General features: G+C 43.9%; 12 protein-coding genes. 8 read left to right on the top strand and 4 right to left on the bottom strand.

From position 1 onward, the window contains the following. The first annotated feature begins 21 nt into the window (after positions 1-21). Positions 22-1,020: an adenosine deaminase gene (gene add, locus ACED46_RS12195; RefSeq protein WP_371721541.1), complete on the top strand. Its 999-nt coding sequence runs from the start codon at positions 22-24 to the stop codon at positions 1,018-1,020. A gap of 118 nt (positions 1,021-1,138) precedes the next feature. Beyond that, positions 1,139-1,705 carry a sugar O-acetyltransferase gene (locus tag ACED46_RS12190; protein WP_102321248.1) on the top strand — a complete coding sequence of 189 codons (567 nt, stop codon included), beginning with the start codon at positions 1,139-1,141 and terminating at the stop codon, positions 1,703-1,705. A 228-nt stretch (positions 1,706-1,933) separates the two neighbouring features. Here the strand turns inward: ACED46_RS12190 and ACED46_RS12185 are convergent, their stop codons facing one another. After that, positions 1,934-2,557, bottom strand: coding sequence for an HAD family hydrolase (locus ACED46_RS12185; RefSeq protein ID WP_371721540.1), 624 nt, complete (start codon positions 2,555-2,557; stop codon positions 1,934-1,936). A gap of 365 nt (positions 2,558-2,922) precedes the next feature. Between ACED46_RS12185 and ACED46_RS12180 the strand changes: the two genes are divergently transcribed. Continuing rightward, positions 2,923-3,630: a GntR family transcriptional regulator gene (locus ACED46_RS12180; protein WP_017061088.1), complete on the top strand. Its 708-nt coding sequence runs from the start codon at positions 2,923-2,925 to the stop codon at positions 3,628-3,630. Between the two features lie 203 nt (positions 3,631-3,833). On the opposite strand, the gene ACED46_RS12175 is transcribed toward ACED46_RS12180, so the two are convergent. Beyond that, the gene (locus ACED46_RS12175; RefSeq protein WP_004732372.1) at positions 3,834-5,033 is read right to left on the bottom strand and encodes an enolase C-terminal domain-like protein; all 1,200 of its coding nucleotides are present in this window, start codon (positions 5,031-5,033) and stop codon (positions 3,834-3,836) included. A gap of 260 nt (positions 5,034-5,293) precedes the next feature. Here ACED46_RS12175 and ACED46_RS12170 point away from each other — a divergent pair, with 260 nt between their 5' ends. The 3 genes from ACED46_RS12170 to ACED46_RS12160 all read left to right on the top strand — a co-directional run bounded on the left by ACED46_RS12170 (position 5,294) and on the right by ACED46_RS12160 (position 8,454). Next, a complete protein-coding gene (locus ACED46_RS12170; RefSeq protein ID WP_371721539.1) occupies positions 5,294-6,727 on the top strand; it encodes a PTS transporter subunit EIIC in 1,434 nt (477 codons plus the stop codon). 113 nt (positions 6,728-6,840) lie between these two features. Continuing rightward, positions 6,841-7,809: a sugar kinase gene (locus ACED46_RS12165; RefSeq protein ID WP_371721538.1), complete on the top strand. Its 969-nt coding sequence runs from the start codon at positions 6,841-6,843 to the stop codon at positions 7,807-7,809. Between the two features lie 15 nt (positions 7,810-7,824). Further along, a complete protein-coding gene (locus tag ACED46_RS12160; protein ID WP_371721537.1) occupies positions 7,825-8,454 on the top strand; it encodes a bifunctional 4-hydroxy-2-oxoglutarate aldolase/2-dehydro-3-deoxy-phosphogluconate aldolase in 630 nt (209 codons plus the stop codon). Between the two features lie 109 nt (positions 8,455-8,563). Here the strand turns inward: ACED46_RS12160 and melR are convergent, their stop codons facing one another. Continuing rightward, positions 8,564-9,568 (bottom strand): transcriptional regulator MelR, encoded by a 1,005-nt coding sequence (gene melR, locus ACED46_RS12155; RefSeq protein ID WP_371721536.1) that lies wholly within the window; start codon positions 9,566-9,568, stop codon positions 8,564-8,566. Between the two features lie 327 nt (positions 9,569-9,895). Here melR and ACED46_RS12150 point away from each other — a divergent pair, with 327 nt between their 5' ends. Next, on the top strand, positions 9,896-11,248 hold the full coding sequence (locus tag ACED46_RS12150; RefSeq protein ID WP_371721535.1) for an alpha-glucosidase/alpha-galactosidase: 1,353 nt from the start codon (positions 9,896-9,898) through the stop codon (positions 11,246-11,248). Between the two features lie 70 nt (positions 11,249-11,318). After that, positions 11,319-12,746: a melibiose:sodium transporter MelB gene (gene melB / locus ACED46_RS12145; RefSeq protein WP_371721534.1), complete on the top strand. Its 1,428-nt coding sequence runs from the start codon at positions 11,319-11,321 to the stop codon at positions 12,744-12,746. Between the two features lie 201 nt (positions 12,747-12,947). Here melB and ACED46_RS12140 read toward each other — a convergent pair whose 3' ends face one another. Next, a complete protein-coding gene (locus ACED46_RS12140) occupies positions 12,948-13,208 on the bottom strand; it encodes a DUF5062 family protein (RefSeq protein ID WP_371721533.1) in 261 nt (86 codons plus the stop codon). Between the last annotated feature and the right edge of the window lie 312 nt (positions 13,209-13,520).

Below are 13,520 nucleotides of genomic sequence, written 5' to 3'. Positions count from 1 at the left end.
TAATAGAATTAAGGAATACTCATGGATTGTCTAGCACTACCAAAGATTGATTTACACTGCCACCTAGACGGAAGTGTTCGCCCAGATACGATTATTGATCTGGCGAAACAGTACGGAATCGAACTTCCAGAAGACCGTGAAGCGGTAGTAAAGTCTCTAACAGTGCCTGAAGATTGCAAAAACCTTGATGAGTACCTAGCTTGCTTTAGCCTGCCACTGCAAGTGATGCAAACGGAAGAAGCAATTGAGCGTATTTCTTTTGAGCTTTACGAAGACGCAGCACTAGAGAACGTTAAATACCTAGAAGTTCGTTTTGCACCGATTCTTCACGTAAACAAGGGCTTGTCTCTTGATGCGATCATCGCAAGTGCGGTTAAAGGCATGAAGCGTGCAGAAGAGAAATACGACATCAAGGGCAACTACATCATGTCTGTACTTCGTATGTTCCCGAAAGACTCAATCAAAGATGTAATCGACGCTGGTAAACCATACCTTGGTAAAGGCGTGGTTGCGTTTGATATTGCAGGCGGTGAAAAGCCGGGCTTCTGCGCTGAATTCCCTGAGTACACGCAATACGCTATTGAACAAGGCTACCGTGTGACGGTTCACGCAGGTGAGCAATGGCATGGTCAGAACGTTTACGATGCAGTTACTCTGCTAGATGCTGAACGTATCGGCCACGGTGTTCACATCCAAGGTAACGAAGACGCGTACAACATCGTTAAAGAGAAGCAGGTTGCGCTTGAAACTTGCCCAACAAGTAACGTGCAAACTAAATGTATTCACAAATTCAGCGACCACCCAATTGCTGAATTCAAGAAAGACGGCATCGTTGTAACGATCAACACAGACAACCGCACTGTGTCGAACACAACCATGACTAACGAAGTGAAGCGTGTATGTGAAACGTTCGGTCTAACACAAGAAGACTACGCAGAGATCTACAAGTACTCTGTAGAGAGCGCTTTTGCTTCAGACGAAGTGAAACAGCACCTAATGGGTTTCGTTGAGCAAATCTAATTTGAGCAATCTTGATTGCTAAGTAGAAAAACAGGAAGAGAAAGGCTTAGGCTTTTCTCTTTTTTTATGTCCAATTATCCGTATTCTAATATCGATGTTGACGAATGGGATGCAAACAATGAAAACAGAACTCGAGAAAATGCTGTCCGGCGAGATTTTTGATGGCGCAGACCATGAGGTAGACCACATGCGCACTCACGCCAGCAAGGCGCTATCAGACTTGAATCAATGTTCAGACGATACTCAACTACCAAGTCTTCAGGCTAATCTGTTTGGTAAAGTAGGAAGCAGCGTTGTCCGTCCTCCTTTTCATTGCGAGTTTGGCAAAACCATCGAGATCGGTGACGACACCTTTATCAACATGAACGTGGTGATGCTTGATGGCGCGAATATCAAGATTGGTAACAATGTATTGATAGGGCCAAGTGCCCAGTTTTACACAGCCTCCCACTCACTGGATTATCTCAGCCGCCGTAAGTGGGAAACTTTCTGCCTACCTATCACAGTCGAAGACGATGTGTGGATTGGTGGAAACTCAGTCATCAACCAAGGCGTTACGATTGGCGCTCGCTCTGTTATCGCAGCGAACTCAGTGGTTAACAGTGATGTACCACCAGATTGCCTGTACGGCGGCACTCCAGCCAAGTTGATTCGGCATTTGAATGCCGAACAAACTCGCGATTAAACAAGAAAGCGCGTATCCAAATCTAAAAAAGAGCGATGTTTCAATAGCATGGCTCTTAATCTAATTATCAGCGTTGTTTTATCGCACACTTGTTCACCGCGAATTTGGAGCACGACAGCCGGGACTAAAACCAGCGCCGATATAGTCAAAAACAAGAATGCAACGATAGACTTAGGTGGGTATCTTTTCATTTTCTACACCCTCAAATTTAACTCACTCGCCAAGGTGTCAATCTAATAAATTAACGCCAAGCGCCTGCAAGCTGTTTTCACACTGAACGGCATCGGTAAACTGGATAGCAGCCATACCCACAGATCTCGCACCTTCAACGTTATAAGGCATATCATCAATGAAGACGGTTTCTGAAGCTTTAAGCCCATAATTAGATAACAGCACTTGGTAGATTTCAGGTTGTGGCTTAAGCAAACCAAGTTCAGCAGATACTGCCGCACCATCAAACAACGCCCAAAATTGATAAGTATTTTTTAAGTATTCAACAATCTCGACCACATTGTCGGTAAGCGCGTACACACCATAACCTGCAGACTTTACTCGCTCGATGAGTTCAACTGAACCGTGCAATAAGATCTGCGTTTGCTTAACGTAATAGAACAGGCGATCGCACTCTAACGGGGACAAGTCGAGTTCTTGTTGATAACGAAGCTTGGCCTCACTTTCGGTCAAGAACCCTTTGTTCAAATCCATCCAAATCGTACTTTGAAAAATAGAACGAGCTCGAGACTCCAATTCTTCAGTATCACCAAAAGTAAGCCGGGCAATTTCCAGAGGTGCCCAACGCACAATGACATTGCCTACATCAAACACCACATTTTTGATTTCATTAGAACTCATACACACTCCCGTATCACCATGTCATTGATGGAAAAACGACACAAAGTGCCGCACATCAAGATTCATAGCGAACGTTTATAAATTTAAAACCTTGGTTAGAATATACAATCAATAGAGTACAAAAAAGGCCATCATTACGACGGCCTTATTAATATTCAAAACGATACAACCATCAACATAGATCAGCTGTAGATGACACGATTGTCGATGCGCCGTCAGAAGTATTTAAACGATAGAACACGGCTCATTTCCCATCATCTAATTGGCCTTCTATGTTAGAATTATCGGCCAGTTCGGAATGCGCTGAGCATCTGATTTAGTTAACTATAATTTAACCACCATGAGTGCTTTTTTAAGTTTTTAGAATGAAAAAATATGAATTAGTTGTTCAAGATATTGTGAGCAAAATTTGCCAAAACAGTATCAGCCATAAGCTTCCTGCAGAAAGAGAACTGTCTGAAATATATGGATTATCTCGTTTCACGATTCGTAAAGCACTAGCCAAGCTAGAGGCTATTGGCATGGTGAAATCTAAGGTGGGGTCTGGCTACTTCGTCAACACTTCTCTCATTGGTACACCACTGGTGTACAACTCCATCACTGAAAACAGTTTTGAAGAGATCTCTTATAAAAAGCTCCAGTTGAATAAAGCGCTACCCGATAACCACGAACAGCAGATTTTTTCTTTAGACGACAATGACTACATCTGGAAAATTAGACGGCTTCGATTGATTAACAACAAAGTAGTTCAGATTGAAGAAGCCAAGATCCCTGTCAGTGTCTTCCCAGAGATGAATGCCGAGATCATTGAAAGCTCAATCCAGAAACATGCATTGGCGAAAGGTCTTCAGATCGATAGCTACTTAACGACGTATCAAGCGATCAACGTATCTAAAGAAGACGCGGAGTTGCTCGGCTGCAAAAAAAATGCCGCGGCGATGAATATCACCAACCGAGGTTTCTTAGCATCGGGGGATCTATTCATCGTCAGCGATATCATCGACATCAAATATCAATGCACCTATCACACTCCTTTTAACAATGAGAGCATGAGCTTCCGAGATAAGAAGTAACCTTTTAATTAGATTTAATATGGTTAATTTTTATAGATATAAGTTAATTACTCTATAGATTAGCCACTAATATTATTTCACATCTAATATTATTAATTTAATGATACTAGAAATATACTTACCAGATAATACGTAATATCTGGTAAGTATATTAAATAAGAAAATGGCCGCTTATAGCGACCATTTGATATTAAAAATACGAGTTAAGGGGTATGAATCGCGCCATCAGGAAGGCGACTTTGAGTCCACTCGTGGGGGCGATACATAACAGGGAACTCGGCTGCAACCTCTCGGTCGATTTCAACACCAATACCTGCGATTTCAGAAGCGTATAAGTAGCCATTAATTGGCTCTGCAGCGTTCGGGAATACCTTGTGTGTATTCTCGTTGTACTCGACATGTTCTTGAATGGCAGCATTGTGTAAATGCACATTCAAATGCGTGTTTACCGCTGCGCCAATTGGCGTCATATCTGGCGGGCAATGCCATGCAATACGAACACCGAAGTTCTGACATAGATGGCCGAGTTTCAGAGCTGGGGTAATACCACCAATCTGTGAAACATGGCAACGAATGAAATCAATGCGGCGGTTAGCAATCAATGATTTCCACTCTTCAGGGTTATTAAATAACTCCCCTAAACCTAATGAAACTGAGCTCTGGCTGCGAATATTATCCAACCATTCCGTTTGATTTGGCGGCAGAATATCTTCAATGAAATACGGCTTATATTGCTCGACTTCCTTCGCAAATTGTATCGCTTGGTTCGGGAATAGGCGCTCATGAACATCATGAAGAATATGGAATTGGTTACCATATTTCTCTCTCAGCGACTTAAACATCGTTAGAGTATTGTCCATGTACTGATCTTGGTCGTAGTACGAACCTTCAGTCGGGTTTTGAGTGGTATGCAAATCCGTTGGAACGCCGCCATAGAAACCAAGCTGACAACGAATGTGCTTGTAGCCTTTGTCTAGGAAAGATTCCACCAGCTCATAAATCCCTTCCATCGTGTCGCTCGTCGCGTGTGTGTATACAGGAATAGCATCACGAGACTTACCACCAAATAACTGGTGTAACGGCATACCCGCCAATTTGGCTTTAATATCCCACAGTGCCATATCAACACCGGAAATTGCATTATTGATAACAGGGCCATTTCGCCAATAAGCGTTGACCATCATCATTTGCCATAAGTCTTCAATATTATTGGCGTTTTTACCAATAAGAATAGGTTTTAAATATTCATCGACCATTGTTTTTACAGCAAGCGGTCTTTGTTGGAATGTCGCACAACCAAACCCTGTCACGCCTTCATTCGTTTCAACTACCACGGTAATGAGGTTGTGTCTGTCTGGTTTAGTAATAATACAATGGATATCAGATATAATAGTTTCTTTCACAATTAAATAACCTAAACTTAAGTCAACTCCTATTATCTAACCGCTTTAAAAACCACATTTCAAGCGCTAATTTTGCGTAAAAATAATTGGTACGTTAAGTGATTTTTTTTGATAACCAAAACATACCAATTGGCCAAAAACGGTGAAAAAATAATTTTTCGGATTTTAAGTGTGATTGAGATCTCTTTTTACTCCGTTGGATTTAAATTGGTTGTCGTTATGATTGCTCGAGTTAAATATATTCCAATAACAGGTGTAGTATGCAAATGGTAGAAAAAAGTGATGCCGTTATTAATAACTCGAAGTCATCATCGAAGAAGAAAAATTTCAAAGAAAATATACAGTTATTAATCACTGCACTTGGTGGTGAAGACAATATCGTGAGTATCACGCACTGTATGACAAGGCTGAGATTCAAATTAGCAGACGAGTCGCTGGTAGACGAAGAAGCAATCAAGCAGATCGCAGATGTGAAAGGTGTGGTACTTCAACAAGGCCAAACTCAAGTCATCATCGGTGTTGAGGTCGAGAAGTGGTTCAACGCGCTATCAAACACTCAACAAGCTGACGCTAATCCGGCTGATGAACTAGAGAAAGGCAAGCTGTTCCAAGGCGTGATGCGTATTGTCGCAGGCATCTTTGGTCCGGTTGTACCCGCAATCGCTGGCGCGGGTATGTTGATGGGCCTGTTGTCTGGTCTTATTGCAACCAATGTTATCTCTGAAACCTCAGACACAGTTTATTTCTTCCGCTCGATCTCTGTTGCTGTGTTCTTCTTCTTACCTATGCTGGTTTCTTTCTCTGCCGCTAAGGTATTCAAAGTAAACGAATACATTGCGCTTGCTGTCTCTTCAGCAATGCTAGCGCCTCTGCTTGTTGATAAAGCAACAATGCTAAAAGACGCAGGCGCTGCTCCGGAGCTGACCGTTCTTGGCGTGGTTCCTATTGAGCTGCTCAACTACGGCGGCGCGATTGTTCCTGCGATTCTAGCAATCTGGTTATTGTCTAAAGTGACTCCGTTAGTTGACCGCCTAGTTCCTTCTTCTGCGAAGCCTGTATTTACACCACTGCTTGCCTTTACGGTAACTTCGACCATCACGCTATCATTTGTTGGCCCTGCTGGTATCTGGCTAAGTAATGGCGCAGGTTGGGTGATGAGCTCACTACTGGAAATCTCTCCGACGTTAACAGGCTTTGTGTTTGGTCTAACTCGCCCGATCACCATCGTATTTGGTATCCACCACAGCATGACGCCAATCAGCCTGAACAACTTTGCACTGTATGGTAAGGATCTACTTATGCCAATCATGTGTTTGGGTAACATGGCAATTGCTGGCGCGACAATGGCTATCTGGCACAAGCAATGTAAAACGGTTTCTAAAGAGCAATCTTCAATTACGATGGGCTCAAGTGTTACCGCTATCTTAGGCATCACGGAACCGGCTCTATTTGGTGTACTCACGAAATACACCAAAGCGATGATGACCGCGAGCTTGGCTGCAGGCGTGTTCGGTGCTATCTCGGTAACAATCGATACGCACTTAACAAGCTACATTCTTTCTTCTGTATTCAGCTTGCCAGCTTACCTTGCAGGCGGTACGCAAAACTTCATTCAAGCACTGATGGGCGTGGTGGGTGTATTTGCACTGTCTTTCGTCCTAACGATGTTGTTCGTAAAACTAGACAACAAGTAATCGGCTAGTCTCACTCCCGTAAGATTAGAATCGAAAAAGCATGACCATATCTCATTATGGTCATGCTTTCCTCAATACGAACAAACCCAACCTTTCCTTTCTAAGGCTATATTATGACCCACATCGCAATCATCGGTGAGTGCATGATTGAACTGAATGGGGCTCCATTTGGCGACATGCATCAAAGCTATGGTGGAGACACATTAAACGCGGCAATCTACTTGAACCGCAGCGCTGCGGTTAGCAACCCCATGAACTGCAATAACACTGCGAATCCAGCGATGCGAACTAGCTATGTCTCGGCGCTTGGCTCTGACGCTATCAGCCAAGAGATGCTTAACCGATGGCAAGATGAAGGACTATCAACCGAATTCGTGCTTATTGACGAGCAGCGTTCACCCGGGCTCTATCTCATTCAACTCGACGATGTTGGTGAGCGCACCTTCCTATACTGGCGCAACGATTCGGCGGCTCGCTACATGGTACAGCACCCCGATTTCGATAAGATAGCCAACCAACTTCACGATGTTGATATGGTGTTTCTGAGTGGCATTTCCCTCGCGATACTGCCACACAGCGATCAGCTAAAGTTGCTCACTATCATTGAAGGCCTGCGTGAACGTGGCGTTACCATCGCCTTTGATAGTAACTACCGGCCAAAGCTGTGGAGCTCAGAGGCCGCAACTAAAGAATGCTATCTATTAGGTTATAAAACGACCGACATCGCCCTAGTCACGTTCGATGATGAACAACTGTTGTGGAGCGATCAAACGCCACAAGACACCACAACAAGGCTGCATGCACTCGGTGTCAAAATCGTTGTTGTCAAGCTTGGATCTGAAGGCTGCTTGATCAGCGAAAACCCCGAAAATGCTCCCGTAAAAGTCACAACGACACCTGTCGAAACTGTGGTAGATAGCACCTCTGCTGGCGACTCTTTTAACGGCGGTTTCTTATCTTGCTATCTCGCTGGAGGTTCTATTGAAGAAGCCTGCCACCAAGGTAATGCGTTAGCCAGATTGGTGATTCAACATCATGGCGCAATCATCCCAAAATCCATCACCGACACTCTTTCAAACTGATATTAAGAAGTACACATGTCTACAATTAACGAACAGCTAAAAGCACTTAAAGTTATCCCTGTTATCGCCATTGATAACGCAGAAGACATCATCCCACTAGGCAAAGTATTGGCTGAGAATGGGCTGCCAGTGGCTGAAATTACGTTCCGTTCAGACGCCGCTGTTGAAGCTATCCGACTGCTTCGCCAAGCACAGCCTGACATGCTGATCGGCGCGGGCACCATCTTGAACCATAAGCAAGCACTCGCAGCAAAAGAAGCGGGCGCGACCTTTGTAGTATCACCGGGCTTTAATCCGAACACAGTTAAAGCATGCCAAGAGATCGGCATCGATATCATTCCAGGTGTGAACAATCCAAGCACCGTTGAAGCAGCACTTGAGATGGGACTAACGACTCTCAAGTTTTTCCCTGCCGAAGCTTCAGGTGGAATCAGCATGGTTAAGTCACTCGTTGGTCCATACGGCGACATTAGACTCATGCCTACAGGCGGTATCACGCCATCAAACATCGATAACTACTTAGCGGTGCCTCAAGTATTAGCCTGCGGTGGTACATGGATGGTCGACAAGAAACTCGTTGAAAATGGAGAGTGGGATGAGATTGCCCGCTTAACACGCGAGATTGTCGAGCAAGTGAATCACTAGTCGAAAGCTAGTCGAAAACGTTCTAGAAAGGACAAACTCCCTTGATTCCATAGCAACAAAGCCACAGCACATGCTGTGGCTTTGCTTGTATCGGGTTATATCAATACCGCTAACTGTCTGTCGTCGTTAATGGCCTTTTGCCATCACACGCACCTTTCTCAAGGTCGTATAGCGGGCTGGCCCCATGACTGCTCCATCGGTGATCTTCTCTCGCTAATTTTCTATATTGAGTCGGCGTGACACCAATGTACGTTTGGAAGGTTTCATAGAATCGGCTGCTCGAATTGAAGCCCACCGTGAGTGAGATATCGAGAATGGTTCTATCCGTATCGCTCAGCAAAGCACGAGCGTGGTTGATGCGCATCGCTGTGATGTACTGCTTAATGGTCATCTGCATCGTTCGCTGAAATACGTTCATCGCGTAGTTGCTGTGTAACCCAATATGTTCAGCGATATCTTTAACGGTTAATAGCTGATTATGGTGAGTCGCAATGTATTCCAACATCTGGCTGACATAGAACTGGGAGTGTTTCGATACCCCTTTCTTGGTCGACTTATCCTGTCGATTTACCAGCAGTTGTTGCCAACCATCAAGGCAGATTCGTTTAAGCATTAAGCCAATTTCATCCATAGCTAACTGTTGACGGCTTTCGGACGAATGTTTTATCTCTTGTGCCCAACGGGAGATTTCAAACTCACTGATCAACGCACAGGAATTCGATTGCAATACACTACCGTGAGTTATCTGATTGATAAAATCCCGACTGAGAGCCCACGACATAAAATGGTGAATTGGTATGTTGATGATCCCCATATTATGGCATTGACCTGGATTGGTAAGTCGATGCGGTACCGATGCCCAAAACAAGCCAATCGATCCGCTCTTAACCACAACCGGACTGCCGTTAATGATGTACTCCACATCATCCCCAAAGGGAATATTCACCTCAACTTGACCATGCCAGTGATAGCCTGGCATGGAGTGAGGCGCTCTGAGTTCGATATCGATTTTCTCATAGGAAGAATAGAGAGAAAGCGGACTTACCGACACGGTCTCGGATGAGTACTTATCTAAAGTGATAATTCTCACCGTATCTGTGGCTGATTGCGGCATATCTCGCTCCTTAGGAAATCGTATAGCTGAGTTTTAGCAGTTCCTCGATAATAAAACTCTGAAGGCGATCATAGAGCCGCAGTACCCCAATTCATAAGATCATCACGATGTGATTAGAGTCAGTATCTTAAGTGAAAAACCCGCTTCATTGCATAAACTCTCTCCTTAAAAGCCAGCAAGTTGTCCCATTTCCTAAGATTTCTATTTAGTGATTTAAAAATATTAGAAAACAGGAGAGCTATTCGATTAGCTGAGACGAATCGACATGGGTTCTAGGTGTAATTTATCTGCATCAACAAAGAACTCAGAGAAATAAAGGATTCCACTATGCAAAGCCCTAAGATCACATTCATCGGTGCTGGCTCAACCATTTTTGTTAAGAACATTCTTGGTGACGTTTTCCACCGTTCGGCATTACAAAACGCTCATGTCGCCTTGATGGATATTGATGAGACCCGATTAGAAGAGTCTCACCTTGTCGTCAGTAAGTTGATGGAATCATCAGGCGCTACTGGCTCTATTTCATGTCACTTAAATCAGAAAGAAGCGCTACAAGACGCAGATTTTGTCGTCATCGCTTTCCAAATCGGCGGTTACGAACCTTGTACCGTCACCGATTTCGAGGTGTGTAAGCGCCATGGTCTGGAACAAACAATCGCAGACACACTTGGTCCGGGCGGCATAATGCGTTCACTGCGCACAGTCCCGCATCTTTGGAGTGTCTGTGAAGATATGACGGAGGTTTGCCCGAACGCCACCATGCTCAACTACGTCAACCCAATGGCAATGAACACATGGGCAATGTACGAGAAGTATCCGCACATTAAACAAGTCGGTTTATGTCACTCTGTACAAGGTACTGCTGAAGAACTAGCTCGAGACCTAGACTTAGATTACGCAGACCTTCGCTACACCTGCGCTGGCATCAACCACATGGCTTACTACCTGACCCTCGAGAAGAAAACAGCAAGTGGCGAGTACGTCGACATTTATCCTGACCTACTGGAAGCCTTTGAGAGTGGCCAAGCACCGAAACCGGGTATTTATCACAATGGTCGCTGCACCAACTTAGTCCGCTATGAGATGTTTAAGAAGCTTGGCTACTTTGTGACAGAGTCTTCTGAACATTTTTCTGAATACACCCCCTACTTTATCAAGCCAAATCGTCCAGATTTAATCGAACGTTATAAAGTACCACTGGATGAATACCCTAAGCGTTGTGTCGAACAGATTGCCGATTGGAAAAAGGATCTTCAAGAGTTCAAAATGGCCGATAAGATCACCGTTGAAGAATCTCATGAGTACGCTAGCACCATCATGAACTCCATCTGGACAGGTATACCGAGCGTCATCTATGGCAACGTTAAAAACGAAGCCTTAATCGATAACCTGCCGCAAGGTTGCTGTGTTGAGGTCGCTTGTTTAGTTGATGCGAATGGTGTGCAACCGATCAAAGTTGGTCGCCTACCAAATCACTTAGCGGCATTGATGCAAACCAACATCAACGTTCAAACTCTATTAACCGAAGCCATTCTCACTGAAAACCGCGACCGTATTTATCATGCTGCGATGCTTGATCCTCATACCGCCGCAGTACTTGGAATAGAAGAGATATACGCGCTGGTTGATGACTTAATTGAGGCTCATGAAGGTTGGTTACCAGAGTGGGTTAACAAGTAATCTCATACTAATAAAAATACAATAACGTGAATATTAACGCCTTCTTATTAAGGAGGCGTAAGGAGTGGCAATGAGTATCTCAATGAATACCAAGCTCAGTTATGGCTTTGGCGCATTTGGTAAAGACTTCGCAATCACCATCGTCTATATGTACCTAATGTTTTACTACACGGATGTGGTCGGTATTTCTGCCGCTGCAGTCGGTACTATTTTCCTCGTCGCACGTATCTGGGATGCGGTCAATGACCCAATTATGGGATGGCTGGTCAACAATACCCGCACTCGTTGGGGTAAATTCAAGCCTTGGATTTTAATCGGCACGCTCGCCAATTCAGTCGTTCTATTGATGGTGTTTAGTGCTCACTATATCGAAGGCCCTTGGCTAATCGCTTACGCTGCTGTCACCTATATTCTTTGGGGCATGGCCTACACATTAATGGATATTCCTTTTTGGTCATTGGTTCCAACACTCACCTTGGATAAGCGTGAACGTGAAGAGCTCGTCCCATACCCTCGCTTCTTTGCTAGCCTAGCTTGGATTGTAACTGCGGCTATCGCGATGCCTTTCGTGAATTACGTAGGTGGTGACGACAAAGGGTTAGGCTTCCAGATTTTTACACTCTTGCTGATCGTTTGTTTCTTGGTATCAACTTTCATTACATTGCGTAATGTGAAGGAACGTTATTCAACCGCCAACCTAGACACAACTCAACCTGAAGAAAAGGTTTCACTGAAAAAGCTGCTGTCACTTATCTACAAAAACGACCAACTGACCAGTGTTTTGTGTATGGCGTTGTCTTACAACCTTGCGACCAACATCATTACCGCCTTCGCGGTTTACTACTTCACTTATGTGGTCGGCAATGAAGAACTGTTCCCGTACTACATGGCGTATGCAGGTATCGCGAACCTTATTACTCTAGTGTTATTTCCTAAGCTAGCGAAAATGTTCTCACGCCGAGTTTTATGGGCCTGTGCATCCACTTTCCCTATCTTAGGCAGCGCGGTACTCATCTACGTCGGCATGTATGACAAACAAAGCATTCTGCTGATATCAACGGCAGGCGTCTTCCTACAAATCGGTACCGCTCTGTTCTGGGTATTGAACGTGATTATGGTGGCAGACACGGTCGATTACGGTGAGTTTAAACTAGGTTCTCGTTGTGAAAGTATCGCCTACTCAGTGCAAACCTTGGTCGTAAAAGCAGGCTCTGCGTTCGCCGCTTTCTTCATTGGTATCGCACTCACCGCTGTTGATTATGTGCCCAACGTAACGCAAAGCCCTGAAACCGTATTCGGCATGCAATGCATCATGGTCGGCCTACCTGCTTTCTTCTTTGCCATTGCGTTAATCATCTACTTCCGCTTCTACAAACTGAACGGTGCATATCACCAAAAGATTCAAGATCACTTAACCGAGAAATACGACCACATTACAAACGATGGCTCAAACACAGGAGAAGCTTCGGACCCAACCAAACCAGTACAAGCAATTTAGATCCAAGTAATAAGTCAAAGAAACTGGGGACAGAAAAGTCAAAACAATCAGCACATCATCGATACAAAAAATCCCGGAAACTAAAAAGCCTAGCAAGTAATCGCTAGGCTTTCGTACATTAAAACAATAAGTGAGATTAGGGGAAAGGTTGCCAATCATTCAGTTCAAATCAGGAGAACTGCACCAGTATTCAGAACTTCTTTATTTTAGCGGGTCATTATCCGGCAGTGCCTTATGAAGCCAGAGTGCTAAACGCTTCTTAATGTTCGCGCCATCAAGCTTATCGTCCGGTAACGGTGTGATCTGATTGACTTCAACCAGGAACAAGTACACCGCTTCAACCTTTATCGGTTGGGATGAATTTGGCAAATCAAAACCTTGTAGCTTTGCCATCTTAAAACCGACTTCAACTGCTTTTTTTACCAGCTTATCTTCATTAATGATCTTCGCGGTTTTCGACATATCATCTCCATCATCTTTTTCGAATGAATACTGAGTATATCAAACCGAAAAACTCACAAGATTACTTCGATCTCAATTTGAGGAGTCGCTTTGATAAATAACATAAAACTAATAATAGGCTCTAGACTGATTCTAATTCGGTTGGTATTTATGGCATCAATGGCTATACGCAAACGATCTCTTAACAAAACACTCAGTAAATGAGATCTTAAGTCAAGAAATCAAAATTGAACAAATTTTAGCTTAATATCCAACACAATACCGAATACTATGTTTTTTTATAAAAATGAGAAGCAATCTTTTTTCTATTGA

The sequence above is a fragment of the Vibrio sp. 1S139 genome (assembly GCF_041439475.1).
GTDB lineage: Bacteria > Pseudomonadota > Gammaproteobacteria > Enterobacterales > Vibrionaceae > Vibrio > Vibrio crassostreae_C.
The sequence above is the reverse complement of the archived record's forward strand: the minus strand, read 5'-3'. Positions and strand labels throughout refer to the sequence as shown.

Coding starts and splice junctions, on each gene's coding strand:
- add (WP_371721541.1), top strand. CDS start 22: ATGGATTGTCTAGCACTACCAAAGATTGATTTACACTGCCACCTAGAC.
- ACED46_RS12190 (WP_102321248.1), top strand. CDS start 1,139: ATGAAAACAGAACTCGAGAAAATGCTGTCCGGCGAGATTTTTGATGGC.
- ACED46_RS12185 (WP_371721540.1), bottom strand. CDS start 2,557: ATGAGTTCTAATGAAATCAAAAATGTGGTGTTTGATGTAGGCAATGTC.
- ACED46_RS12180 (WP_017061088.1), top strand. CDS start 2,923: ATGAAAAAATATGAATTAGTTGTTCAAGATATTGTGAGCAAAATTTGC.
- ACED46_RS12170 (WP_371721539.1), top strand. CDS start 5,294: ATGCAAATGGTAGAAAAAAGTGATGCCGTTATTAATAACTCGAAGTCA.
- ACED46_RS12165 (WP_371721538.1), top strand. CDS start 6,841: ATGACCCACATCGCAATCATCGGTGAGTGCATGATTGAACTGAATGGG.
- ACED46_RS12160 (WP_371721537.1), top strand. CDS start 7,825: ATGTCTACAATTAACGAACAGCTAAAAGCACTTAAAGTTATCCCTGTT.
- melR (WP_371721536.1), bottom strand. CDS start 9,568: ATGCCGCAATCAGCCACAGATACGGTGAGAATTATCACTTTAGATAAG.
- ACED46_RS12150 (WP_371721535.1), top strand. CDS start 9,896: ATGCAAAGCCCTAAGATCACATTCATCGGTGCTGGCTCAACCATTTTT.
- melB (WP_371721534.1), top strand. CDS start 11,319: ATGAGTATCTCAATGAATACCAAGCTCAGTTATGGCTTTGGCGCATTT.
- ACED46_RS12140 (WP_371721533.1), bottom strand. CDS start 13,208: ATGTCGAAAACCGCGAAGATCATTAATGAAGATAAGCTGGTAAAAAAA.